Raw genomic sequence first — 25,246 nt, forward strand, 5'->3', positions numbered from 1 at the left:
GTGCGCTCGGCCGGGTGCGCTCGGCCGGGTGCGCGGCGCATAACTCCTGCAGAGTCCCCGGCCGCTCCACGCGCCCGCGCGGGATTCCGCGGTCGACACCGGCATCTCCCGGGGAAGTGCAGGAGTTATGCGCCGCGGGTGGGGATGACCGCCGCGCCCGGCCGGCTCAGCGCAGCGCGCCGACGCTCGCCAGCGCCAGCCGCACGAGCGTGCCGCGGCCGCCCTCCATCTCGGCGGAGAGGGCATCGGATGCCGCTTCCTGCGGCGTCATCCACGTGACCTCGAGCGCGTCCTGGCGCGGCTCGCACGTGCCGGTGACAGGCACGACGAAGGCGAGCGACACGGCGTGCTGACGGTCGTCGTGGAACGCGCTCAGGCCGGGCATCGGGAAGTACTCCGCCACCGTGAACGGCGTCGGCGCCCACGCTGAAGAAGAACTCTCCGAGCAGCGTCATTTTGTGGGTTCTCGAGCGTCATCTCAATGAGGCGGTGTCCGCCTGATCCCAAGGAGGAACACGATGCAGAAACCGAAGAGCGCCGCGATCTCGGTGCTTCTCATCGCGGGGCTACTTGCCGCTGGCAGCGATACCGCGTCCGCAATGGGAGGGCCGGCTATGGCTTCGGTGACCGACTCCGAAGAAGATTCGCAGGTGGTGGAAGAATCGATCACCATCGGGCCAGTCGCCCCGGGCGAAACAACTGCGCCGAACGGGAAAGTCACCCCGAACGGAAAAGCCGCCACAGCGGCGATCTGCGTGGCCGTGAACCGCGTCGACTATCCGCACATCTCGAGTACCAGTTCTTACCTTGCGGTTCAGGCACACGGCAACTGGGACAAGGGGACCTGCAAGGCGACGCTCGCAGACGTGACGACGCAGATCGACCGGAAGAACCCGATCGGCCTCTTCCAGGCCGTAGGAACGCAGGGAAAGGGACGACTCGCACCGAATCCGAAAGGACTCACCAGCGGTGGCGCAGGACGTGTGACGGCTCACTACCGATGCAACGGCAAGGCAGCTGCCCCGTTCCGGGCGTGGACGAAGATCGACATGGTTGGTATTGCTGACACTCAGAATGCGACTACGACGCCCGCTACCAGCCCCATCAAGTGCGGCTAGCTCCGCGCCGATGATGAGCGCTTGGCGCGGTCTGCGGCAGACGTCCCTGGCCACCAAGTGGTTGCTGGCCATGTCCATCCCGCTCTTGGTGAGTGGATTCTTGGGAGGGTGTTCGTCGCAGGCTGCGCCAACCGAGGGTCCGGCTGCTGTCGCCACACGGTTTGTGGAGGCCTACGACCAGTGGGCGCAAACTGGCTTCTTGAGGCCGATCCCTCACTCGCTACGTTCCCTCGCGACTACCGACATGATCGATGTCCTCGAGGCTGACCAGAGGTGGCATGTAAGCGGCGGCGTGGTGCAGCACGGGGCGGTGCGCATCGTCGAGAAGGCCACAATCGACCTCGCTGAAGACCGAGCTGTGGTGCGCATCGTACTTGACGCCACAAACGTCTCAGTGACAGCTGAGGGCAAACCTACCTTCGTGGACTACTCGCGCCCGATCGTGACGCGGTTTTCCCTCGAGAAGGGAGGCGGGACGTGGCGCGTCGCCTCCTCTGACAGCGATGACTGATCAGCGCGAGCATCCGAGTGTGGTGCGTCGCTTACGTCTGTGGCCCACGCTTCCGCCGAGCCTCGACAAACTCGGGAAAGTCAGAGGGGCCGATGCCGTCGTCCGAGAAGAATGCGCGCACGAACAATCCGGCCTCCTTCTCGATGAAGGCTCGCGAGAAGTCGTTCTGCGCCGATGAGGTGGAACCGACCGTGAACCCGTACGACGAAGCCCCGGGACCATTGACCCACGTAAAGTCGTAGACGATGCCCCCGTCGGGTTCAGTTCGCCTTTCGACCTCGAAGCGCTCTCCTTGCACTTCGATCAGCATGCCGTTGTTGCCCTCGACCGTCAGACTCAGCGGCCCTCGATCTTGCTCCATGGCGCGCCTCTTTTCGGTTGAGCTCCGTCTGCACGACTTCCGAGCGTAATCGGATCAGCGGAATGCGTGCACTCGGCACTCCCACCCAGAGCCAACCAGAGGAGTGCGAGACGTGATCAGAGTCGATCCAGATCGTGGGGGTTGCGGGCGCCGGTGACTCCAGCCCGGGGCGCACGCGCGCACCAGGGGCCGCATAACTCCTGCACAATGTCGCGGCCGCCCGACTCAACGGGCCGGGATGCGGCGAGATTCCGGGCGCGCGGCGCATAACTCCTGCAGAGTCCCCGGCCGCTCCACGCGCCCGCGCGGGATTCCGCGGTCGACACCGGCATCTCCCGGGGAAGTGCAGGAGTTATGCGCCGCGGGTGGGGATGACCGCCGCGCCCGGCCGGCTCAGCGCAGCGCGCCGACGCTCGCCAGCGCCAGCCGCACGAGCGTGCCGCGGCCGCCCTCCATCTCGGCGGAGAGGGCATCGGATGCCGCTTCCTGCGGCGTCATCCACGTGACCTCGAGCGCGTCCTGGCGCGGCTCGCACGTGCCGGTGACAGGCACGACGAAGGCGAGCGACACGGCGTGCTGACGGTCGTCGTGGAACGCGCTCAGGCCGGGCATCGGGAAGTACTCGGCCACCGTGAACGGCGTCGGCTCGGGCGGGAGGAGGGGGAACGCCATCGGTCCGAGGTCGTTCTCGACGTGCCGGAACAGGGCGTCGCGGACGGTCTCGCCGTAGCGCACCCGCCCCGATACGAGCGTGCGCGTGATCTCGCCGAGCGGCGTCGCGCGCAGCAGGATGCCGACCTCGGTCACCGCCCCGACGCCGTCCGTGCGCACCGGCAGCGCCTCGACGTACAGCATGGGCAGGCGGCGACGCGCCTCCGCGAGCTCGACGTCGGTGAGCCAGCCCGGGTTGGCGGAGCTTCCCGGGGCAGGAGATCCGAACGAGCCGTCGCCGACGGAATGGCCGCCCCGACCGAACGAGGCACCGACGCCGCCGAGCGGATCGCGGGGCGTGCCCGAGTCGTCGCGCTCGTTGGGGTCGGGGTCAGGGGTGCGGACCGGCATGCCTCCTGTATACCCCAGTCCCCGCTCCGCCACCCGCGCCTCCCTCCCGCGCCTTCCTCCCGCGCCTCCCTCCCGCGCCTTCCGTTTGTGCGGGCGAATGTGCGCATCACGCCGGTGCTGAGCGTGCATTCGCCCGCACAAACGGACCAGGCGGAGTGGGGGGCGGCGTCAGAGCGCGGCGGGCACCGAAGCGAGCAGGCGCCGGGTGTACGGATGCTGCGGCACGGCCAGGAGCTGCTGGGTCTGCCCGCGTTCCACGATCTCGCCCCTCGACATCACCACGGTCTGCTCGCACACGCGGCGCACGACGGCGAGGTCGTGGCTGATGAACAGGAGCGTGAGTCCGCTCTCGCGCCGCACGGTCGAGACGACGTCGAGCACCTGCGCCTGGATCGAGACGTCCAGCGCGCTCGTGGCTTCGTCCATCACCAGCATCCGGGGCTGCACGGCGAGCGCGATCGCGATCGCGACGCGCTGGCGCTGACCGCCCGACAGGGTCTTGGGTCTCGCGGACGCGTGCTTCTCCCCGAGCCCCACGGATTCGAGCAGCCGCAGCACGCGCTCCCGGGCCTCGGCGGTGGTCAGCTTCGTGTGCAGCCGCAGCGCATCCTCGATGGCCCGTCCCGCCGTGATGCGGGGGTCGAGCGACAGGTACGGGTCCTGGAACACCATCTGCACGCTGCGCGCGTGTGCCAGGCGCTCGGCGCGCGTGCGGGGCACGGCGGTGCGCTCACGGCCGGCGATGGTGATGTCACCGGCATCCGCCTGCTCCAGTCCGACGACCATGCGTGCGAGCGTCGACTTGCCGGAGCCCGATTCGCCGACGACGGCGAGCGCTCCCCCCTCGGGGATGTCGAGGGAGACGTTCCGCACCGCCAGAACCGGCGCCTTCCCGCGCCGCTGGTACGACTTGGACAGGTCACGCGCGTCGAGCAGGGGAGCGGCGCCCGTGTCCTCCGGCGGGCGTGGCGGATCGGCGAGCGGGCCGTCGAGTGTCGGCGTCGTCGCGACGAGGCGTCGTGCGTAGTCCGTCGCGGGCGCGGTGAGCACGCGGCGCGCCTCGCCCGCCTCCTCGATCGCCCCCGATCGCATGACCACGATGCGGTCGCACAGCGAGCCGGCGAGCGTGAGGTCGTGCGTGATGAAGAGGAGGCCCATGCCGCGGGCGTCGCGCAGCTCCTTGAGCAGGGCGATGATCTCGGCCTGCGTGGTCACATCGAGGGCGGTCGTCGGCTCGTCGCACACCAGCAGCCGGGGGTCGCTCGTGAGAGCTCCCGCGATCATGACGCGCTGCAGCATCCCCCCGGAGAACTCGTGCGGATACTGCCGCAGGTGCTCCTCGGGGTCGGGGAGACGCACGGCCGCGAGGAGCTCGAGAGCCCGCTCCTGGGCACGCGCCCTGCTCCACCCCTCGTTCAGCCGCAGCGACTCGGTCATGTGGTCGCCGATCGTCCGCATGGGGTTCACGCCGGCGCGCGGATCCTGGAAGATCATCGCCGCACCGTGCCGGCGGATCTCGAGCAGCTCGCGCTTCGAGGCGCCGAGCACCTCTTCACCGTCGAGGGTCACCGATCCGCTGGTCGCGGCCCGGTCGGGCAGCAGCCCCAGCACGGACCGCGCCGTCAGCGACTTCCCCGAGCCGGACTCGCCGACGAGCCCGATCGTCTCCCCCGCCGCCACGGACAGCGAGATGCCGTGCAGCAGGTCGGTCCCGTCGGGGAGCCGGATGCCGAGCCCGTCGATCTGAAGAAGCGTCATCGTGGTCCTCCCCCGACGCGGCGGGAGAATTCCTCGCCGATGATGTTCACGGCGACCACGACGATCACGACCGCGACCGCGGGGGCGATCGCCGGCAGGAAGTGGCCGCCGGCCAGGCCCGCCTGCGCCTCGTTGATCATGGAGCCCCAGTCCGGAGTGGGCGGCTGCACACCGAGCCCGAGGAACGACAGCGCGGCCAGCTCGGCGAGGACGTAGCCGAAGTTGAGCGTCGACTGCGCGCCGACGACGGGCGTCACGTTCGGCAGCACGCGGCGCAGTGCGATCCACGGGGCGCCGAATCCCTGCACGCGGTACGCCGACACGTACGGGCGGTGGCGCTCGGCCGTCACCAGCGTGCGGGTCAGTCGCGCGACGAACGGGATGTAGGCGATCGTCATCGCGAGCACCGGCGCGACGAGGCCCTTCCCGAACAGGGCGACCGCCATGATCGCGATGAGCAGGGACGGGAAGGCGAAGATCACGTCGAAGATGCGGCCCAGCGCGGCATCGAGCCACCCGCCCCGCCATCCGGCGAGGAGCCCGAGGAGCGCACCGAGCGCGGTCGAGAGCACCACCACGAGGAACGGGGCGACCAGCGCGGTCCGCGAGCCGAAGATGATCCGGCTCAGGATGTCGCGCCCCAGCGCGTCGGTGCCGAGCCAGTGCGCCGGGCTCGGCGGCGCGTACACGGCCAGGAAGTCGACCGCGTCGGGCGGGTACGGGGCGAGGAAGGGCGCGAAGACGGCGCCGAGCACGAAGACGGCGAGCACGACCAGAGCGCTCAGGAAGACGGCATCCGCCCGGCGTGCACGGGGTGCGCGGAGAACCCGCACGGCGAGAGTCGGAGAGGTCATCGGGCACCCGCTCCCGCCGCCGTGCGCGGATCGATCCACGGCTCGAGGACGTCGATCACGGCGTTGACCAGCACGAACGCCGTCACGATGAGCAGCACGATCGCCTGCACCACCGGGAAGTCCAGGCGGTCCACGGACTGCACGAGCAGCGACCCGATCCCCGCGATGCCGAACGCGGACTCGACGATCGAGCTCGCGACGAGCAGGCCGGCGACGAGGATGCCGCTCACCGTCAGGATCGGCCACAGCGCGTTGCGGAAGACGTGGCGCCGCACGACGGTGCCGCGGCGCAGTCCGCGGCTCGTCGCGACCTCCACGTGCTCGCGATCGAGCTGTTCGACCATCGCGGAGCGCGTGACCTTCGCGACGAGCACCGTGAAGACGATCGCCAGCGCGGTCGCGGGGAGGACGAGGTGGTACACGGTGTCGAGGACCCCTTCTCCTGAGCCGAAGGACGGGAACCAGCCGAGCTGCACCGAGAACACCGCGATCAGCACGATCGATCCCACGAAGGACGGGATCGCGCCGAGGATCGTGAGCGCGATGAGCACGATCCGGTCGCCGGCACGGCCGCGATAGAGGGCCGCGATCGCGCCGAACGCGAGCCCGGCCACGGCGATCGCGAGGCCTGCCATCACGACGAGCATCAGCGTGACCGGGAGCCGCTCGCCGATGACCGTCGAGACGTCCTGCCGGTACTGCAGCGACCGGCCGAAGTCGCCGTGCAGCACCCCCGACAGCCAGTTGAGGTACTGCTGCCACGGCGGCAGGTCGAGCCCGTACATCTCCTTGACCTCGGCGATGGCTTCGGGACTCGGCTTGCGGCCGCGCAGCAGGAAGTTCACGGGGTCGCCCGGAACCAGGAAGCGGGAGAAGAAGACCAGGAGCGAGGCGAGGCAGAGGGTGAGCAGGAGCCCACCCAGCTTCCCCGCGACGCGTCGAACGGCGATCATCGGATGCGTGTGCGAAGGCGAGTCGGCGCTACTTGGCGCCGATGGTCGCCGCCCAGGGGAAGTACATGAACGCGATCGACGGTGAGACGCCGGTGATCCGGTCGCTCATGAACATCGACATCGGGGTCGTGTAGAGCGGCAGCCAGGGCAGCTGGGCGTTGGCGATCTGCTGCGCCTTCGCCGTCTCGACGCTGCGCGCGGCGGGGTCCTCGATCGCGATGGCCTCGTTCACGACCGCGTCGAACTCCGGGTCGCTCCAGTTGCCGTAGTTGCTGAACTCGCCGGTCCGCAGGACCGAGTACATCTCGAGCGGGTCGGGGGACGAGAGGTACCAGCTCGTGAAGAACAGGTCCACGCCTTCGCGTGCGCTCGGGTCGGAGAACAGCGTCGTGTAGGCGCCGGGAGTGATCGACTCGATGCGGGCGGTGAGCCCGATCGACTCGGCCGCGGCGGCGGTGGCCTGCGAGATGACGGCGAACTCGCCCGAGATCGGCGCAGTCACGATCACGATCTCCTCGCCCGCGACACCGGCCTCCTCGATGAGGGCCTTGGCGGCCTCGACGTCGTACGGGTACGCGTCGACATCCTCGAACGCCGTCGTGACGGCGGCGGGATCGGCGCCGACCCACACCGACTCGGTCGTCATGACGTCGGTGACATCGCCCACGCCGCCCGCGCCGGCCTTGAGGATGCCCTCGCGGTCGAGCGCCATCAGCAGCGCCTGGCGCACGCGGAGGTCGCCCAGCGGTCCTTCGAGGTTGCTCACGATGAGCTGGCCGACCGCGGTGGTGAGGCCGTAGTACACGTCACCGGCGTCGGATCCGCTCAGCTGCCCGTAGGCCGACGACGGCACCATCCACGTGCCGTCGACCTCACCCGAGGCGAGCGCGTTGACGCGGGCGGTCGGGTCGGTCTGGAACACGAACTGCACCTCGCCGGACCGCGCGGCCAGGTCGGCATCCCAGTAGTCGTCGTAGCGCGCGAGAGTGATCGACTCGCCGGACTTCCATGCGTCGAGGCTGAAGGGGCCGGTGCAGTTGACGCCGCCCGACGAGTTGCCGTAGTCGGCACCGGCTGCGGCGAGCGTGGCGGCGGACTCGACGACGCCCGCGGCGCCGCCCATCGCGAGGTTGAACTGCGACCCGGGAACCGAGAGGGTGACGGTCACCTCCATGTCGCCGGTCTGCTCGATCGCCGTCACGTTCTGGTACACGGAGTACCAGAACGACCCGACCGCAGGATCGAGGTGCCGGTTCATCGAGGCCACGACGTCGGCCGCCGTCAGCGGAGTGCCGTCGTGGAAGGTCACGCCTTCGCGGATCGTGTAGACCCACGTGTTGGCGTCGGGCTGGGTGGCCGACTCGGCGAGCCCGGGGCTCAGCGTGAAGTCGGGGTTGAGGCGCAGCAGCGACTCGCACACGTTGGCCAGCACCTGGTTGTCGGCGTAGTCGAACGCGTAGGCGTAATCGAGCGAGAACGGCTCGGCGTAGATCGACCACGTGAACGAGTCGATGTCGCCGGACGGCGCCGGCGTGGTCTCGGTGAGCTCCCAGTCGGCGGGAGTGGCATCGGGGGTCGAGGCCGCGGGCGCGCACGCGCTGAAGGCGAGAGCGGATGCCGCGACCGCGGCCACGACGGCGAGCGAACGGGGAGCGCGGGTGAAGCGGGTCATGCGAGGTCCCTTTCGGTGGCGGTGGTGCGTTCGTAGACGGCGGCGCCTTCGATCCACGTGGAGTCGACGGTCGCCAGGTGGATGTCCTCCGCGGGCACGGAGAACGGGTCGGGCGAGAGGACGACGAGGTTGGCGAGGTAGCCCTCGCGCACCCAGCCGGTGTCGTGGTCGCGGTGGTTCACGTAGGCCGAGCCCGACGTGTAGGCCGCCATCGCCGTCTCCAGATCGAGGCGCTGGTGCGCGCCGCCGAGCGGACCGGACGCGCTGCCCGGGTACACGCGCGTGACGGCGATGTGGATGGCGTCCATCGGGTCGGCGCTCGACACCGGCCAGTCGCTGCCCGCCGCGAGGCGCACGCCCGCCCGGGCGAAGTCTCCGAACGGATAGTGGCGCTCCTCGGCGCCGTCGCGCAGGAACGGGAGGGTCAGCTCGTCGAGCTGGGGCTCATGCGTGGCCCACAGCGCCTGCAGGTTGGCGACGGCATCCGTCTCCGCGAAACGCGGGACCTCCGCCGCATCGACGACCTGCAAATGGGCGAGGTGGTGGCGGCCGTCGCTCGCGCCGTTCGCGTCGCGGGCGGCCTCGACGGCGTCGAGTGCTTCGCGCACCGCGCGGTCGCCCAGCGCGTGGAAGTGCACCTGCATGCCGGCCGCGTCGAGCGCGGTGACGGCCTCCCGCACGACCGCCGGGTCGACGAACGACAGGCCGGTGTTGCCCGTGAAGTGACCGTGCGGATCCTTGTAGGGGGTGAGCATCGCGGCGGTCTGGTTCTCGGCGACGCCGTCGACCATGATCTTGGTGGTCGAGATCGTGAGCCGGTCGGCGGGCACGCGCGAGGCGAGGTCGTCGCGCTTGGCGGTCATGCGCTCGACCTGCTCGATCCCCGCGTCGCGCTCCCACCACTGCGCACCGACGACGTGCACGCGCAGCACGCCGTCGCGGACCGCGCGCTCGTACGCGTCGAGCGGATCGGCGATGATGCTGGACGCGCCGACCGCGGCATCCTGCCAGCCGGTGATGCCGAGGGCGATCAGCTCGTCCTGCGCGGCGAGGAGGCCTCGGTAGGCGAGTTCGGGGTCGTGCTCCGGCCGCACCGCGGCGAACATCTCGCCGGCCCCCTCGTGGAAGGTGCCGGCCGGGCTGCCGTCGGCCTCGCGCTCGATGCGCCCGTCCGCGGGATCGGGCGTGGAGGCATCGAGGCCGGCGAGTCGGATGGCCACGCTGTTGACCCACGTGCTGTGGTGGTCACGGCTGAGGAGCAGGACGGGGCGGTCGTGGACGATCGCGTCGAGCAGTCCGCGGGTCGGCGCTCCGCCGGGGAAATGGTCCATCGACCATCCGCCGCCGAGGATCCACGGCTCGTCGGGGTTCGCGTCGGCGTAGGCCTTGATGCGGGCGACCGAGTCCGCGGCATCCGCAGCGCCGGTCAGGTTGCACTGCAGCAGCTCCATACCGCCCGACACGGGATGCACGTGCGCGTCCTGGAAGCCCGGGGCGAGCAGCGCTCCATCGAGATCGACCACACGCGTGCCGTCACCGACGAGGGCGGATGCCTCGGCCTCGGGCACGATCGCGGCGATGCGCCCCGCGGTCACGGCGACGGCCACACCGGTGAGCGGCGCGCCTTCCCCGGTGAACACCGGACCGCCGACGAACAGCACTTCTGCGACTCCCATGTCGTCTCGCTTCCTTTGGAGGATCTCGATGGGGCCCGAGATTACGGCGTGGACAACAGTGGTGTCAACGGTGTTGACTGATTTGTGATCTTGCACGTTAGGGTGGTGTCAGAGGCGGCGTCCCACGGATGCCGCGCCCGACCCGTTCAGGGAGGAGACGAGGTGGCGAACACGCAGACCGGCCGCACGAAGCCGACCCGCAAGCCCCGCCTCGATCGCGACACGATCGTGGCGGCGGCGCTCGAGCTCGCCTCGGCGCCGGGAGTGGCGAGCGTCTCGTTCCGCGACCTGGGAGCCCGCCTCGGCGTCGATCCCACCGCCGTCTACCGCCATTTCCGGAGCAAGGACGAGCTGATGGGAGCGCTGTTCGATCACCTCACCGAGCTCGGCCTGCAGGAGATCGTCGCCCCGCCCGAACAGTGGCAGGACCGACTGCGCCAGCTGGCGCTGGGCTCGCGCGAGTGGCTCAGCCGGTACCCGGCCGTCGGCGCCGAGGCGATGCTGCTGACGACCAACGGACCGTCCGAGCACCGTGCGATGGAGATCATCCTCGACGCGTTCACCCGCGCAGGACTCAAGGGCGACGACCTGGTGCGGCACTACGCGCTCTTCGCGATGCAGGCGCTGTCGGGCAGCGCGAACGCCGCGCGCGCCCGCGCGCAGCGCCCCGGCGAATCCGACACGCTGTGGCTCGACGCGCCGCTGCTCGTCGATCCGCACGAGTTCCCCCTCATCGCCGAGAACGGGGGGCGCCTGGCCGAGATCCGCGACCAGTCGCTCTACCTCGCCGCCGTCGACATGGTCATCGCTTCGGCGGAGCGCACCGCCGCGGCATCCTGACCTCTCTCCCCCCTGCCCCTCCCCCTCCTCCGTTTGTGCGGGCAAATGCGCGCGTCGCGCCGGGATCAGGCGTGCATTCGCCCGCACAAACGGAACCCGCACCGGGGGTGCGGAGGGCAGGATGGAGGGGTGAGCACTCCCCTCGACGGTGACGCCGTGCTGTGGTCCGACGCGCCGGGCACCCGCGTCGGCCGCCCCCTGCTCGTGCTGCTCCACGGGTACGGGTCCGATGAGCGCGACCTCTTCGGGCTCGTGCCGTACCTGCCTCCGGAGTTCGCCGTCGCCGCCGTCCGCGCCCCGCTCGCACCGCCGTTCCCCGCGCCGGGCTACTCCTGGTACCCCATCGAAGGGCTCGAGAACCGCGACCCCGCGCACGTCACCGCCGCCGCTACGCAGCTCATCGAATGGGCGGATGCTGCGGCCGGCGCTCACCCCTCCATCGGCCTGCTCGGCTTCTCGCAGGGCGCGGCCGTGGCGCTGCAGGCCCTGCGCCTCGATCCGGCGCGGTTCGCGTTCGCGGTGAACCTGTCGGGCTACGTCACCCCGGGCGACCTCCCCGGCGACGCCGCGCTCGCCGAGAGACGGCCGCCCGTGTTCTGGGGCCGCGGGACGAACGACGACGTGATCCCCGGATTCCTCGTCGACCACTCGACCGAATGGCTGCCGACGCACGTCGACCTCAGCGGACGCGTCTACCCCGGCCTCACCCACAGCGTCTCGGAGCAGGAGCTCGCGGACGTGCGGGTCTTCCTCGACAAGCGTCTCGCCGACACCGACGACTGACCCGATTCCCAGGCGGCGGGGAGCGGCATCCGCTATCGTGGTCCTGCCTCTGTCCCGAGTGTGAGGAAATCCGTTGAAGCTGATCGACGCGACCGCGCTGTAATCGCGCCGCTCCGTCGACCCTTCGACGCGCCGGCGCTTCTGATTCCGCGCTGACCGTCGATCCTGCCGCTTCATCCTCGGCTCCGGCATGCCTGCCGGCCGTTGCGCGGCTCCCGGTGTCAGCGCCTGACCGATTCCCGGAGGCCTCATGCCCGCCCACACCTCAACACCGTCCGTCGTGCTCGATCGCGTCTCGTTCGCGTGGCCCGACGGCACCATCGCCCTCGATCGCGTCACCGGCTCGTTCGGCACGGGCCGCACCGGCCTCGTCGGACGCAACGGCTCCGGCAAGTCGACGCTCCTGCGCCTCATCGCCGGTGAACTCGCGCCCGACAGCGGCCAGCTCGGCAGGACCGCGGATGCCGCGTACCTCCCGCAGCGACTGACGCTCGACGTCGATCGACCCGTCGCCGACCTGCTCGGCGTCGAGCCGGTGCTGCGCGCCCTGCGCGCGATCGAGTCCGGCGACGCCGACCCGCGTCATTTCGACGCGGTCGGCAGCGACTGGGACGTCGAAGCGCGCGCACACGCCGCCCTCGCCGAGGCCGGACTCTCCCCCGACATGCTCGACCGCACCGTCGGCGGACTTTCGGGCGGCGAAGCCGTGCTCACGGCGATCGCCGGCATCCGCCTGCGCGGTGCGCCCATCGCGCTGCTCGACGAGCCGACGAACAATCTGGACCGCGACGCGCGTGCGCGCCTGCGCGACATGGTGCGGTCGTGGCGCGGCGGGCTCGTCGTGGTGAGTCACGACGTCGCTCTGCTCGAGCTCATGGACGACACCGCCGAGCTCTACGACCACGAGCTCGCGACCTTCGGGGGCTCGTACTCCGAATGGCGCGCGTGGCTGGATGCCGAGCAGGACGCCGCACGGCAGTCCGAGCGCGCGGCCGCCCAGGCCGTGCGCCGCGAGAAGCGCGAGCGGATCGCCGCCGAGACGACGATCTCGCACCGCGCGGCGATGGGACGCAAGGCCCAGATGGAGAAGCGCGTGCCGGGGATCGTGGCAGGCGGCCGGAAGATGGCGGCCCAGGTCTCGGCCGGCAAGCTGCGCGGCGAGAAGGCGGATCGCGAGACCGCCGCCCGCGCGGCGCTCGACGCCGCCGAACGCCGGGTCCGCGACGACGACACCGTGAAGATCGACCTGCCCGATCCCGGCGTCCCGGCCGGACGCCGCATCGCGACGATCGGCGACGGCGAACGGTCGTGGGTCATCCAGGGACCCGAGCGGGTCGCGCTGATCGGGCCGAACGGCGCCGGGAAGACCACGCTGCTCGAAGGGCTGCTCGGGAGGGTCGGGGTCCGGTCGAGCGTCGGGGCCGGTGTCGCTGTACCGAACTCAGGAGACACGCCGGAAAGCGTCGCCGACACGCCATCGGCGAGCCCGTTCCTCCTGAGTTCCGCGCACACCGCGCTGCACACCGACCGCGTCGGCTACCTGCCGCAGCGTGTCGACGGCCTCGACGAGACGGCCTCGGTGCTCGAGAACGTGCGGGAGGCGGCATCCGAGGTTCCCGTGCCCGAGCTGCGGAACCGGCTCGCGCGGTTCCTCATCCGGGGCGCCGCGGTGGATCGGCCGGTCGCCACCCTGTCGGGTGGCGAGCGGTTCCGGGTCGCGCTCGCGCGGCTGCTGCTGGCCGACCCGCCGCCGCAGCTGCTCGTCTTCGACGAGCCGACGAACAACCTCGACCTCGACACGGTCGGGCAGCTCGTCGACGCGCTCGCCTCCTATCGCGGGGCCGTGCTCGTGGTCAGCCATGACGACGCGTTCCTCGCGCGCATCGGCGTGAGCCTCGTGCTCGAGCTCGCGCACGACGGGAGTCTCAGCGAGGGGTGACCGAGGTGTGGCTGGGCCTGGGGGCTCAGCCGCACCGAGTCACTGGAAATCGGATGCCGCAGCCGCCGCGACGGCCACGGCGATGTCGCGGAGCGGAAGAGCGGATTCGTAGACGTAGAGGTCCGCGCGGTTCACTCCATCGGCCACGGAGAACCCCGACTCCCCGCGCGTCTGTGCGGTGATACCGGGGACGCCGAGGTCGACTGGGGCAGTCGGCGCCGATTCGGGCGCTTCCCTGAACGACCCTCCGAGGCCGGCTTCCGTAGACAGAAGCAGGTTCAGCTCGCCTCCTGCGTCCTGCAGTATGCAGGCAGTCTCGCGACCCGCCAAGATCGCCAGGGTCTGCTCCGGCGCGCCCAGGTGCTCGGGGCCGTACTGCAAGCCCACGAGGTCGGTTCCCAGTTGCGTTCCTACCGCGTCAGCGAGGGCCTGGCACTCGAACGTCGGCCACCATCCCGTGCGATCGCGCACCCAGGGCTCGCCGGCGGAGCTCACGTAATTTCTGACGACTCGCGGCCCGAGAGTGCTTCCCCACCCGTCGACGACCTCGCGCGTCATGCCATCGTCGAATTGGAACGAGACTGCGGTCCAGACGGCATCATCGCCGCCCTGCCACGAGCAGACCCACCCGCAATCCTCGAAGTACGTCGCAGTCAGTTCCGCGGGGATCTCCGCGCCGTCGAGCCCGGACCGCGGCATGACGGCGATCGCCATCTGCCCGCCGTCACCGCTCCACGAACACCGCAGACCCCCGACGTTGTCGATCAACGGCTCGAAGTTCCTGAACTCATCGAGGAGGAGGTTCCTGCCCGTCACCGCGGCGATGTCTTCCGGGGTGAGGGCCTTCGCGCAGTCCCCGTCGAACGGGACGGGCGGCATCTCGGCCGGCCCGATGACGATGGGCTCGATCGTCGGCGTTGCCGAAGGCGCCGACGTCGGCGACGCGGCGGGGGTCTCCACCGGTGCGGTCGCGGCGCAGCCGGTCAGGGTCAGGACGACCGCGACAACAGGCAGAGCAGCGGCGAATGGCGAGCGGCGCATGATCCTCCTCAGTAGATGCGGTCGAGAGAATCTATCTGTGCCGGGGCCGCGGCGCGGCATCCGCTTTCCAACGATTGGGCAACGACCCCCTGACGCGCCCGCCGCGAGAGGAGGAGGATGTCGCCATGAGCCGACTGGTCAGGCCGAGAGCGGGTCGCCTTCTCGCAGGAGTCTGCGCGGGGATCGCCGGGCGCTTCTCGACGAGCGTCACGGCGGTGCGCATCCTCACCCTCATCGGGATGGTGTTCTTCGGACTGTCGTTCTGGATCTACCTCGTGCTGTGGATCCTGCTCCCCGACGAGACCTGAGCGGCGTTCGACGCCGAGCCCGCCCCGATGTCGCCGGCAGCGACCAAGATGGTGGGATGAGCGAGGTGCTCGAGCGGTTCGGTCCTGCGACGCAGGACTGGTTCCGCGGCGCCTTCGCGGCGCCGACGAACGCGCAGGTCGGCGCGTGGGAGGCCATCTCGCACGGCAAGCACGCGCTCGTCGTCGCGCCGACCGGCTCGGGAAAGACGCTCTCAGCCTTCCTGTGGGCGCTCGACCGGGTCTTCCGCGAGAAGCAGGTCGAGTCGCAGCCGGTGAAGAAGAGGCGGGCGGATGCCGGGTCCTCCCCGACTCGCATCCTCTACATCTCTCCGCTCAAGGCGCTGGGCGTCGACGTGGAGCGCAACCTGCGCTCCCCGCTGGTCGGCATCGGACAGTCGGCACGGCGTCTCGGCGTCTCGGTGCCCGAGGTGTCGGTGGGGGTGCGCTCCGGCGACACGACCTCGAGCGACCGGCGAAAGCTGGTCACGGCGCCGCCCGACATCCTCATCACGACCCCCGAGTCCCTGTACCTCATGCTGACGAGCGCGGCGGGCGAGACCCTCTCCGGTGTGCACACGGTCATCGTCGACGAGGTGCACGCGGTCGCTGCCACGAAACGCGGGGCGCACCTCGCGGTGAGCCTCGAGCGCCTCGACGCGATCCTCGAGAAGCCGGCGCAGCGCATCGGCCTGTCGGCGACGGTGCGTCCGATCGACGAGGTCGCGCGGTTCCTCGGCGGAGCAGCGCCGGTCGAGATCGTCGCGCCGAAGGCGACCAAGGCGTTCGACATGCGCGTCGTCGTGCCGATCGACGACATGCTCAACCCGCCGCCGCCCCCGGGCACGGAGCCGTGGACGCCGGCCGCCGACGGTGGGACCGCCGATCCCGAGACCGGCGAGGTCATCGACGAGGACTGGTTCGCCGACGGGCAGTCGAAGCGCGCATCCGGGTCGGGCGAGACCGAGGTCACGGGGTCGGTCTGGCCGCATGTGGAAGAGGCGATCGTCGATCGCATCCTGCAGCAGCGGTCGACGATCGTGTTCTGCAACTCCCGCCGACTGGCCGAGCGCCTCACCGGGCGGCTCAACGAGATCTACTCCGAGCGCCTCGGGCTCGATCTGCCCGAGCAGAAGGTTCCTGCCTCCGTCATGGCGCAGGCCGGCGCGACCGTGGGCGCCGACCCGGTGCTCGCGAAAGCGCACCACGGGTCGGTGTCGAAGGAGCAGCGCGCGCAGGTCGAGGAGGAGCTGAAGTCCGGCGTGCTGCGCTGCGTCGTGGCGACCTCGAGCCTCGAGCTCGGCATCGACATGGGCGCGGTCGACCTCGTCATCCAGGTCGAGGCGCCGCCGAGCGCGGCATCCGGTCTGCAGCGCATCGGGCGCGCCGGACACCAGGTGGGCGAGGTCAGCCGGGCGGCGCTCTTCCCGAAGCATCGCGGCGACGTGCTGCACACGGCGATCGTGACCGAGCGCATGCTCGCGGGGCAGATCGAGGCGATCTCGATCCCGCAGAACCCGCTCGACATCCTCGCGCAGCAGACCGTCGCCGCCTGTGCGCTGCTTCCCCTCGATGTCGAGGGCTGGTACGAGACGCTCAAGCGCAGCGCGCCCTTCCGCGCGCTCCCGCGGTCGGCGTACGAGGCGACGCTCGACCTGCTCGCCGGACGCTTTCCGTCGGACGAGTTCGCCGAGCTGCGCCCCCGGCTCGTGTGGGATCGCGATCACGGCACGCTCACCGGGCGGCCCGGATCGCAGCGCATCGCCGTCACGAGCGGTGGCACGATTCCCGACCGGGGTCTCTTCGGGGTCTTCATCGCGGGCGAGTCGCAGAACGCCCGCGTCGGAGAGCTCGATGAGGAGATGGTCTACGAGTCGCGCGTCAACGACGTCTTCACCCTCGGAACGACGAGCTGGCGCATCGTCGAGATCACCTACGACCGGGTCAACGTCGTCCCCGCGTTCGGCCAGCCCGGCAAGGTGCCGTTCTGGCACGGCGACGGCATCGGCCGACCCGCAGAGCTGGGCGAGGCGCTCGGGAAGTTCTCGCGCGAGGTGTCGACCGCGCAGCCCGACAAGGCCGAGGAGCGCCTGCGCGAAGCGGGGCTCGACGAGTACGCCCAGGTCAATCTGCTCGCCTACCTCGCCGAGCAGCGCGAGGCGACAGGCACGCTCCCGACCGATCGTCAGCTCACCGTGGAGCGCGGCCGCGACGAGGTCGGCGACTGGCGCGTGATCCTGCATTCCCCGTACGGCATGAAAGTGCATGCGCCGTGGGCTCTGGCCGTCAACGCCCGCATCCGCGAGCGGCTGGGCGTCGAGGGCGCGGCGGTCGCGAGCGACGACGGCATCATCGCGCGGATCCCGGATGCCGCGGCCGACCCTCCCGGCGCCGACCTGTTCGTCTTCGATCCCGATGAGCTCGAGCAGATCGTCACCGACGAGGTGGGCGGCTCCGCGCTGTTCGCCTCGCGCTTTCGGGAGTGCGCCGCGCGCGCCCTCCTCATGCCGCGACGCAATCCCGGTCGGCGCAGCCCGCTGTGGCAGCAGCGGCAGCGGTCTGCGCAGCTGCTCGAGGTCGCGCGCCGGCATCCGACCTTCCCGATCATCCTCGAAACGCTGCGCGAGGTTCTGCAGGACGTCTACGACCTGCCCTCGCTCCTGCGCATCACGCGCAGCATCGGCGATCGCCGCATCAGGCTGATCGAGACCGAGCCCGCCCAGCCGTCGCCGTTCGCACGCGACCTCCTGTTCGGATACGTCGGCGCGTTCATGTACGAGGGCGACTCGCCGCTCGCCGAGCGCCGGGCCGCGGCGCTGTCGGTCGACCCCGCGCTGCTGTCCGAGCTGCTCGGCAAGATCGAGATGCGCGAGCTGCTCGACCCCGACGTCATCGCGCAGTTCGAGCGCGAGGCGCAGCGCCTGGATCCCGAGCGACGCGCGCGCGGCATCGAGGGCGTCGCCGACCTGCTGCGCATCCTCGGCCCCCTCGACGCCGCCGAAGTGGCGGCGCGCCTCCAGGCCGCCGACACCGCCGATACTGCCGCGACCGCCGACCCTGCCGCGACAGCCTCCGAGGGCGAGGCATCCGCTCTCCTCGACGCTCTCGTCACCGCGCGCCGGGCGATCCCGGTGACCATCGCCGGCACGCCCCGTTTCGCCGCGGTCGAAGACGCCGGGCGGCTGCGCGACGCGATCGGAGTGGCCCTTCCCGTCGGCATCCCGACGGCTTTCCTCGAGCCGCTCGCCGATCCCCTCGGCGACCTCGTGGCGCGGTATGCGCGCACGCACGGACCCTTCACCTCGGATGCCGCGGCCCAGCGCCTCGGCGTGGGCGTCGCGGTGGCCAGGCTCACCCTGCAGCGCCTCGAGTCGCAGGGCCGTATCGCGAGCGGCTTCTTCCTCCCGGCCAGCACCGCGACCGCAGGCGACGACACGGAGTGGTGCGACGCCGAGGTGCTCCGGCGCCTGCGGATGCGCTCGCTCGCCGCGATCCGCGGCAGCGTCGAGCCCGTGCCGCAGGACGCCTACGCCCGGTTCCTTCCGACGTGGCAGCACGTGACACGGCCGCTCGAAGGCGTCGACGGGGTGGCCGCCGTGGTGGAGCAGCTCGCGGGCGTCCCGATCCCGGCGAGCGCATGGGAGTCTCTGATCCTCCCGGCGCGGGTGGCCGACTACACGCCGGCGATGCTCGACGAGCTCACCTCGAGCGGCGAAGTGGCGTGGTCGGGGCACGGCAGCCTCGCCGGCCGCGACGGCTGGATCGCTCTTCATCCCGCCGACGCCCTCCCGCTCACCCTCACGACGACGGCCGACGAGATCGCGCCCGATTCGCTCGACGCCAGACTCCTCGCAGCCCTCGCCGCCGGCGGCGGATTCTTCGCCTCGCAGCTGCGGGCGCTGACGGATGCCGAGAACGAGCAGTCCGTGATCGAGGCGCTGTGGCGGCTGACGTGGTCGGGGCGGGTCACCAACGACACGTTCGCCCCCGTGCGCACCCTCGTCGGCGGCGGCTCGCAGTCACACCGGGTCGCGCGCAAGGCACCGCGCACGCGGCTCTACCGCGGGGCGGCCGTGCGGACGGTCGCGGCCTCCGTTCCTCCCCGTCCTCCCGCTCTCGGGGGCCGGTGGTCGCTGCTCCCAGAGCCCGAGCCCGACGCATCGCTGCGGGCGACTGCTGCGGCGAGCCTGCTGCTCGATCGCTACGGCGTGGTCACGCGGGGCTCGGTGCAGGCGGAAGGACTCCCGGGCGGCTTCGCGCAGGCCTACCGCGTGCTCGCCGGCTTCGAAGAGGCGGGGCACTGCCGGCGCGGGTACGTCGTCGAGAAACTCGGCGCGGCGCAGTTCGCGGCATCCGGCACCGTCGACCGCATCCGCGAGTTCGCCGGACTCCCCGACCCGCCGCCGCTCCGAGCCGTCACCCTGGCGGCGACCGACCCGGCCAACCCCTACGGCGCGGCCCTCGCATGGCCCGCCCTCGACGGCGTCGGCCACCGGCCGGGCCGCAAGGCCGGCGCCCTTGTCGTGCTCGTCGACGGTGCCCTCGTGCTCTACCTCGAGCGCGGCGGCAAGACGGCGCTCGCGTTCACGGGCGACGAAGCCGCGATCGCCGCTGCAACGCGAGACCTCGCGACAACCGCACGCGCCCGGCGTCTCGACACACTCACCATCGAGCAGGTCAACGGGGCGTTCGTGCACGGGACCGGGTGGGGGCGCGCGCTGCGCGACGCCGGCTTCGTCGAGTCGCCGCGCGGATTGACGCTGCGCAGGCTCACCGCGGGCGATGCCGAGCGCGCCGCCCGGCAGGCCGCGGGACCGACGCGTGCCTGAGGGCGACACCGTCTTCCGTGCGGCGAAGCGGCTGAACGACGCGCTGGCGGGCACCGAGGTGACCGAGTTCGATCTGCGCGTGCCGCGGTTCGCAACCGTCGACCTCACCGGCCAGACTGCGCACTCGGTCGTCGCCCGCGGCAAGCATCTCCTCCACCGCATCGGCACGTGGACGCTGCATTCGCACCTCAAGATGGAGGGCGAGTGGCACGTCTACCGGCGCGGTGAGCGCTGGCGCAACGCCGCGTTCAAGGCCCGGGCCGTCGTCGGCAACCGGAACTGGCAGACGGTGGGGTTCGACCTCGCCGACATCGATCTCGTTCCCACCGCCGAGGAGGACACGCTCGTCGGCTACCTCGGGCCCGACCCGCTCCGCGAGGACTGGGACGCCGCCGAGGCCGCCCGCCGGGTGCAGGCCGACGAGCGGCCGGTGCACGTGGCCATCCTCGACCAGCGCAACGTCGCCGGATTCGGCAACGTCTACGCGAACGAGATCCTCTTCGTGCGCGGGGTCGACCCGCACACGCCGGCGAGCGCCACCGACGCCCGCGCGATCGTCGATCTGGGGACGCGGATGATCCGCGCCAACCGCGACCGGTCCGCGCGCACCTTCACCGGCGAGAACAGGGCGGGCCGGCGCTTCTGGGTCTACGGCCGCGACGGAGCGCCGTGCCGTCGCTGCGGCACGGCGATCCGCGCGACGACGCTCGGCGCGGACGCCACGAAGGAGCGGAACGTGTTCTGGTGCCCCCGCTGCCAGACCTGAGTCCCACCCCGACGCAGCCTGACGCCGGTCGCGACGACGCTCGGCGCGACGCAGCCTGCGGTGTGCTGCGGCGCGGTGTGCTGCGGCGCATAACTCCTGCAGAAAGCCAGGGCCGACCCGTCCCCACCGGCGTGTCGAGGATCGAACTCGCGAAGGTGCAGGAGTTATGCGCCGTGTCGACCGGGCGCGGGTCGCGACCCGCCCCGCCCGCCCGGTACGCAACCCGACGGACGATCTGTCGGCCCTCGCGGCCGCCACGCACCGACGTCTTGCGTGTGCATACCGAAACCCCGCGGTTTCCTGACCGTTACACAACTCCGGACGATCTGTCCCGCGGCGACCTCTCGCGCCGCTAATCGTCCGGTTCGCCGAGTGGCACGTTGCAAGGGTGGGGTGCCCGATATTGAATACCCACACCAGCCCACCCGGCCGCGCAACGTCGCGAGGCCCGCTTGCAGAGGACCTCACCAGGTGACCACCGCGACTGACGCAGAGACGGCCCCGGCGAACACACCCGCCCCCACCGAAGGCCGCGGCGCGGTCGTCCTGGATGCGGTGACGAAGCGGTACGGCGATCAGGTGGCCGTCGACGCCCTCTCGCTGACGATCCAGCCCGGCGAGTTCATCTCTCTCCTCGGTCCGTCCGGCTGCGGGAAGACCACGACCCTGCGCATGATCGCGGGGTTCGAGCAGCCCGACGAGGGCGACATCTTTGTCTCGGGAACGTCGGTGCGCGGCGTCCCGCCCTATCGCCGCGACGTGAACACGGTGTTCCAGGCGTACGCCCTCTTCCCCCACCTCTCGGTGGCCGAGAACGTCGCCTACGGGCTCCAGCAGCGTCGCACGCCGAAGTCCGAGATCCGCGAGAAGGTCACGCAGGCGCTCGACCTGGTGCAGATGCGCCGCTTCGGCGACCGCAAGTCGACGCAGCTCTCGGGTGGCCAGCAGCAGCGCATCGCGCTCGCCCGGGCGCTCGTCAACCGCCCCGCGGTGCTCCTGCTCGACGAGCCGCTCGGCGCGCTCGACCGGCAGCTGCGCGAGGAGATGCAGCTCGAGCTCAAGCTGCTCCAGTCGCGCCTGGGCATCACGTTCGTCTTCGTCACCCACGATCAGGGCGAGGCGCTGTCGATGAGCGACCGCATCGCGATCATGCGCGCGGGCCGCATCGAGCAGCTCGCCGACGCCGACACCGTCTACGCGCGCCCCGCGTCGGCGTACGTCGCGGCGTTCGTCGGTCAGCAGAACTTCTTCCGGGGCGCGGTCACCGAGTCCGGCGCGGCCGTCGACTCACCGCACGCGCTCGTCCGCGGCGCCGATGCGAAACTGCAGGCGGCGACGCAGGGCGAGGCCGCCGTGCGTCCCGAGTACATCCGGATCGCCGCCGACACCGGCGCGCCCCTCCCCGATGTGAACGCGACCCGCGGCCACCTCATCGGCGTCTCGCACCTCGGCGACACGATGCAGTACCTCGTGCAGCTGGGCGACGACCAGAGCCTCATCGTGCGGCGCCCGACACCCGACGCACCGGCCCTGCAGGTCGGCGACGCCGTCGTGTGCACGTGGGCCGCGCACCATGTGCTGCTCTTCCCCGCCGACGAGGCCGCCCAGGAGGGCGGCTACGTCGCACCGCCGACCGTCTAGACCTCCCGCCCAGCCCCGCCGCAGCATCCGCCTCGCCGGCTCCCCGACCCGAAACCAGGAGACCCCCGATGACCGAATCCCGAAACCCGATCCGGATCCTCGCGCCCGAGGCATCGACTCCGGCCATCGTCCGCGAGCTCACCCGACGCCGCTTCCTCAGCATCGCCGCGATCGCCGGCTCGGCTGCGGCCCTCGCAGCATGCGCGCCCGGCGGCGGCGGTTCTCCGGCGCCGCAGGCGACCGGCGGCGACCTCGAGGACAGCCTGTCGGTGTACACGTGGGCCGAGTACGACGCGCCCGAGGTCGTCGAGGCGTTCACCGCCGACCTCGGCCCGAAGGTCACGCTCGACTCCTACGGATCGAACGAGGAGCTCATCGCCAAGCTCGTCGCCGCGAAGGGCACCTCCGGCTACGACATCGTCGTGCCGACGGGCGTGTTCATCCCGCAGATGATCGAGCAGGGGCTGCTGCAGAAGCTCAACAAGGATCTTCTCCCGAACATCTCGAACATGGACCCGGCCTTCCTCGGGCGCGCGTGGGATCCGAGCAACGACTACTCGATCTGCAAGGCGTGGGGGACGACCGGCTACGTCTACGACAAGAACGTGATCACCCGTGAACTGACCACGTGGTCCGACTACTTCGACGCGGCCCAGAACGAGGCCAGTGGCAAGACCGCGATGTCGGACGACCCCGCCGGTGTCGTCGGATGCTACTTCTGGGCCAACGACATGGACTGGAACACCACCGACCCCGACGAGCTCGAAGACGCGCGTGCCTTCCTCGTCGAGAAGATCGCCCCTCACGTCGCGGCGTTCGACTCCGCGGCCGGCGCAAACACGATCCCCCAGGGCACCCACGCGTTGCTCATGGCCTGGAACGGCGACGCGCGGCTCGGCATCCAGGAGTCGTCCGAGCCCGACCGCTGGCAGTGGGTGCTCCCCGGCCCGCAGACGGAGCTCTGGATGGACAACTGGGCGATCGCCACCGGGTCCGCGCACCCCGAGGCCGCTCACGCGTTCATCAACTTCGCGATGGTCCCCGAGAACCAGCTGCTGAACCTCGAGTGGGTCGGCTACAACGTGGGCGGCAAGGACATGGAGGGCGCCGCCGAGGCGGCCGAGGTCGAGCGTCTCGACATGATCTTCTTCACGCCCGAGCAGCTCGAGACCATGCACGAGCAGGTCATGAACGACTCGCTGAGCACGCGCGTCGAGATCTACAACGAGGTGAAGGCTGCCGCCGGTGCGTAATCGCGCCTCCGGCGCGGTCGGTCCCGCGCTGGCCGTCCCGGCCTGGGTGTGGCTCCTCATCTTCTTCGTCGCTCCGGTGGCGATGGTCGTGTGGTTCAGCTTCGGCTACAAGCCCGGCGTGTTCGGGACCCACGCGAACGACATCCTCTCCCTCGACAGGTACTTCGAGGCGATCTCGCCCACGTTCCTCGCGACGTTCCAGAACACGCTGTGGGTCGGGCTCATCGGCACGGTCCTGTGCTTCCTCATCGGCGCGCCGGTCGCGTACTGGATGGCGTTCAAGGTGCGTGCGTCGCGCCGCGGCATCCTGATCGCCCTCGTGCTCGTGCCCTTCTGGACCAACTTCCTCGTCCGCACCATCGGCTGGCAGGTGATCCTCGCCCCCGAGGGGTGGCTGTCGAGCCTGCTCCAGGGGATCGGCGTCCTCGACGGGCCCCTCGAGCTGCTGTACACCCGCACCGCCGTCATCATCGGCGTCGTCTACAACTACCTGCCGCTGATGATCCTGCCCCTGTTCGTGGCCTTCGACCGCGTCGGCCCGGCGCTGCGCGAGGCCTCCAAAGACCTCGGTGCAGGCAAGCTCATGACGTTCTTCCGTGTCACGCTGCCCCTGTCGCAGCCGGGCATCGTCGCCGGTGTGCTGCTGGTGTTCATCCCGCTGATGGGCGACTACATCACCGCGACGGTCCTCGGCGGCGCAAAGGGCAACATGATCGGCCAGCTCGTCGCGGGGCAGTTCCAGACCGCGCAGAACTGGGCGCTCGGATCGGCGATGGCGGTGCTGCTCATGCTCATGATCATGATCACCGTCGCGGTGTGCGCCCTGCTCCTCTGGCTCGTGGCGATGCCGTTCCGCGCCCGCAACCGGCTGATCCTCGGGCCTGCCACGGAGTCCGATGAGACGGATGCTGCACCCGCAGCCGCACTGGAGGCGACCTCGTGACCGCGCAGACCCAGACCGAGACGATCCTGCAGGCCCAGGCTCGCGAAGGCCGTCGGAGTTCCTCGCCGCGGCGTCGCGCGCGCAAGCCGTGGTCGGACGTCGCGTTCGGCGTGTGGGGAGTGCTGGTCATGCTCTTCCTGTTCCTGCCGATCATCGTGATCGTCGTGCACTCCTTCAACACCGGGCGTCTGCTCGCAGTGTGGGACGGGTTCGGCTTCGACGCCTTCGGCACGATCCTGACGAAGCCGGCGATCCAGAACGCGGTGCGGGTCTCGCTGATCACCGCCCTCATCGCCGCGATCATCGCGACGGCGCTGGGAACGCTCGCCGGCATCGCGATGGCACGCCACCCCGGCAAGTGGGTGTGGTGGTTCCTGGGGCTGCTGCTCCTGGTGTCGGTGACGCCCGAGATCGTCGACGCGGTCGCGCTGCTGCCGTTCATGGTGTTCCTCGGACAAGACCTCGGCATCACCATGTTCAACGACGGCATCGTGCGCCTGTCCGTCGGCTCGTCGCTGTTCGCGACGGCGGTGGTCTCGTACATCGTCCGCGCCAGGCTGGTGGGTCAGGACGCGCGCCTGGAGGAAGCATCCGCCGACCTCTACGCGAAGCCCTTCACGACCTTCCGACGGGTCACGCTCGCGCTGGCGATGCCCGCGGTGCTCGCCGGGTTCCTGCTCGCCTTCACGCTGAGCCTCGACAACACGATCGTCGCCGCGTTCGTGCAGGTGTCGGGCACGACGCCGTGGCCGGTGTACGTGCTCAGCGCGCTGCGCACCGGTCTTCGGCCCGAGATCGCGGCCGTGTCGACGATCATGCTCCTGCTCACGCTCGTCGCCCTCGCGCTCGTCGCGCTGGTGCTCAAGCGCGCCGGAGACTCCGCGACGCAGATCGCCCGCACGATGACCGGCGGCTGATCGCCGGTCATCCGCACCACGGCC

At 70.7% G+C, this 25,246-nt stretch carries 20 protein-coding genes and 1 pseudogene; 12 read left to right on the forward strand and 9 right to left on the reverse strand.

Going from position 1 to position 25,246, the window contains the following annotated elements:
* Positions 1 to 166: 166 nt before the first annotated feature.
* Positions 167 to 418, reverse strand: a pseudogene (locus tag OL358_RS03580) (DUF4916 domain-containing protein); the annotation flags it as partial.
* A 100-nt stretch (positions 419 to 518) separates the two neighbouring features.
* On the opposite strand from OL358_RS03580, the gene OL358_RS03585 reads away from it, so the two are divergent.
* Positions 519 to 1,118 (forward strand): hypothetical protein, encoded by a 600-nt coding sequence (locus tag OL358_RS03585; RefSeq protein WP_264708554.1) that lies wholly within the window; start codon positions 519 to 521, stop codon positions 1,116 to 1,118.
* A gap of 244 nt (positions 1,119 to 1,362) precedes the next feature.
* Positions 1,363 to 1,629 (forward strand): hypothetical protein, encoded by a 267-nt coding sequence (locus OL358_RS03590; protein ID WP_264708555.1) that lies wholly within the window; start codon positions 1,363 to 1,365, stop codon positions 1,627 to 1,629.
* A gap of 31 nt (positions 1,630 to 1,660) precedes the next feature.
* Here the strand turns inward: OL358_RS03590 and OL358_RS03595 are convergent, their stop codons facing one another.
* The 7 genes from OL358_RS03595 to OL358_RS03625 all read right to left on the reverse strand — a co-directional run bounded on the left by OL358_RS03595 (position 1,661) and on the right by OL358_RS03625 (position 9,965).
* Complete coding sequence (locus OL358_RS03595) at positions 1,661 to 1,990, reverse strand: hypothetical protein (protein WP_264708556.1); 330 nt, start codon at positions 1,988 to 1,990, stop codon at positions 1,661 to 1,663.
* A gap of 393 nt (positions 1,991 to 2,383) precedes the next feature.
* Complete coding sequence (locus tag OL358_RS03600) at positions 2,384 to 3,052, reverse strand: NUDIX hydrolase family protein (protein ID WP_264708557.1); 669 nt, start codon at positions 3,050 to 3,052, stop codon at positions 2,384 to 2,386.
* Positions 3,053 to 3,220: 168 nt separating this feature from the next.
* Complete coding sequence (locus OL358_RS03605) at positions 3,221 to 4,810, reverse strand: dipeptide ABC transporter ATP-binding protein (protein WP_264708558.1); 1,590 nt, start codon at positions 4,808 to 4,810, stop codon at positions 3,221 to 3,223.
* Entirely contained in the window at positions 4,807 to 5,664 is an 858-nt protein-coding gene (locus OL358_RS03610) for an ABC transporter permease (protein ID WP_264708559.1), read from the reverse strand. Before OL358_RS03610 ends, OL358_RS03605 begins: the two co-directional genes overlap by 4 nt.
* Entirely contained in the window at positions 5,661 to 6,617 is a 957-nt protein-coding gene (locus tag OL358_RS03615) for an ABC transporter permease (protein ID WP_264708560.1), read from the reverse strand. Before OL358_RS03615 ends, OL358_RS03610 begins: the two co-directional genes overlap by 4 nt.
* Positions 6,618 to 6,645: 28 nt before the next feature.
* Complete coding sequence (locus OL358_RS03620) at positions 6,646 to 8,289, reverse strand: ABC transporter substrate-binding protein (protein ID WP_264708561.1); 1,644 nt, start codon at positions 8,287 to 8,289, stop codon at positions 6,646 to 6,648.
* Positions 8,286 to 9,965: an amidohydrolase gene (locus OL358_RS03625; RefSeq protein ID WP_264708562.1), complete on the reverse strand. Its 1,680-nt coding sequence runs from the start codon at positions 9,963 to 9,965 to the stop codon at positions 8,286 to 8,288. Before OL358_RS03625 ends, OL358_RS03620 begins: the two co-directional genes overlap by 4 nt.
* A gap of 162 nt (positions 9,966 to 10,127) precedes the next feature.
* Here OL358_RS03625 and OL358_RS03630 point away from each other — a divergent pair, with 162 nt between their 5' ends.
* The 3 genes from OL358_RS03630 to OL358_RS03640 all read left to right on the forward strand — a co-directional run bounded on the left by OL358_RS03630 (position 10,128) and on the right by OL358_RS03640 (position 13,527).
* Positions 10,128 to 10,805: a TetR/AcrR family transcriptional regulator gene (locus OL358_RS03630; protein WP_264708563.1), complete on the forward strand. Its 678-nt coding sequence runs from the start codon at positions 10,128 to 10,130 to the stop codon at positions 10,803 to 10,805.
* 129 nt (positions 10,806 to 10,934) lie between these two features.
* Positions 10,935 to 11,588, forward strand: a complete 654-nt coding sequence (locus OL358_RS03635; protein WP_264708564.1) for an alpha/beta hydrolase — start codon at positions 10,935 to 10,937, stop codon at positions 11,586 to 11,588.
* Between the two features lie 250 nt (positions 11,589 to 11,838).
* Entirely contained in the window at positions 11,839 to 13,527 is a 1,689-nt protein-coding gene (locus tag OL358_RS03640) for an ABC-F family ATP-binding cassette domain-containing protein (protein WP_264708565.1), read from the forward strand.
* A 39-nt stretch (positions 13,528 to 13,566) separates the two neighbouring features.
* On the opposite strand, the gene OL358_RS03645 is transcribed toward OL358_RS03640, so the two are convergent.
* Positions 13,567 to 14,628: a DUF3558 domain-containing protein gene (locus OL358_RS03645; RefSeq protein WP_264708566.1), complete on the reverse strand. Its 1,062-nt coding sequence runs from the start codon at positions 14,626 to 14,628 to the stop codon at positions 13,567 to 13,569.
* Positions 14,629 to 14,693: 65 nt separating this feature from the next.
* Between OL358_RS03645 and OL358_RS03650 the strand changes: the two genes are divergently transcribed.
* From OL358_RS03650 to OL358_RS03680, 7 genes are all read left to right on the forward strand, one after another.
* Positions 14,694 to 14,876 carry a PspC domain-containing protein gene (locus tag OL358_RS03650; RefSeq protein WP_264708567.1) on the forward strand — a complete coding sequence of 61 codons (183 nt, stop codon included), beginning with the start codon at positions 14,694 to 14,696 and terminating at the stop codon, positions 14,874 to 14,876.
* 56 nt (positions 14,877 to 14,932) lie between these two features.
* Complete coding sequence (locus OL358_RS03655) at positions 14,933 to 19,702, forward strand: DEAD/DEAH box helicase (protein WP_264708568.1); 4,770 nt, start codon at positions 14,933 to 14,935, stop codon at positions 19,700 to 19,702.
* The gene (locus OL358_RS03660; RefSeq protein WP_264708569.1) at positions 19,695 to 20,468 is read left to right on the forward strand and encodes a DNA-formamidopyrimidine glycosylase family protein; all 774 of its coding nucleotides are present in this window, start codon (positions 19,695 to 19,697) and stop codon (positions 20,466 to 20,468) included. The genes OL358_RS03655 and OL358_RS03660 overlap by 8 nt, the downstream gene beginning before the upstream one ends.
* A gap of 471 nt (positions 20,469 to 20,939) precedes the next feature.
* Positions 20,940 to 22,109, forward strand: coding sequence for an ABC transporter ATP-binding protein (locus OL358_RS03665; protein ID WP_264708570.1), 1,170 nt, complete (start codon positions 20,940 to 20,942; stop codon positions 22,107 to 22,109).
* A gap of 68 nt (positions 22,110 to 22,177) precedes the next feature.
* A complete protein-coding gene (locus OL358_RS03670) occupies positions 22,178 to 23,362 on the forward strand; it encodes a spermidine/putrescine ABC transporter substrate-binding protein (protein ID WP_264708571.1) in 1,185 nt (394 codons plus the stop codon).
* On the forward strand, positions 23,355 to 24,305 hold the full coding sequence (locus tag OL358_RS03675; RefSeq protein ID WP_264708572.1) for an ABC transporter permease: 951 nt from the start codon (positions 23,355 to 23,357) through the stop codon (positions 24,303 to 24,305). Before OL358_RS03670 ends, OL358_RS03675 begins: the two co-directional genes overlap by 8 nt.
* Positions 24,302 to 25,222 carry an ABC transporter permease gene (locus tag OL358_RS03680; protein ID WP_264708573.1) on the forward strand — a complete coding sequence of 307 codons (921 nt, stop codon included), beginning with the start codon at positions 24,302 to 24,304 and terminating at the stop codon, positions 25,220 to 25,222. Before OL358_RS03675 ends, OL358_RS03680 begins: the two co-directional genes overlap by 4 nt.
* Positions 25,223 to 25,246: the final 24 nt, after the last annotated feature.

Origin of the sequence: Microbacterium sp. SSM24 (genome assembly GCF_025989145.1) — a bacterium.
Lineage (GTDB): Bacteria > Actinomycetota > Actinomycetes > Actinomycetales > Microbacteriaceae > Microbacterium.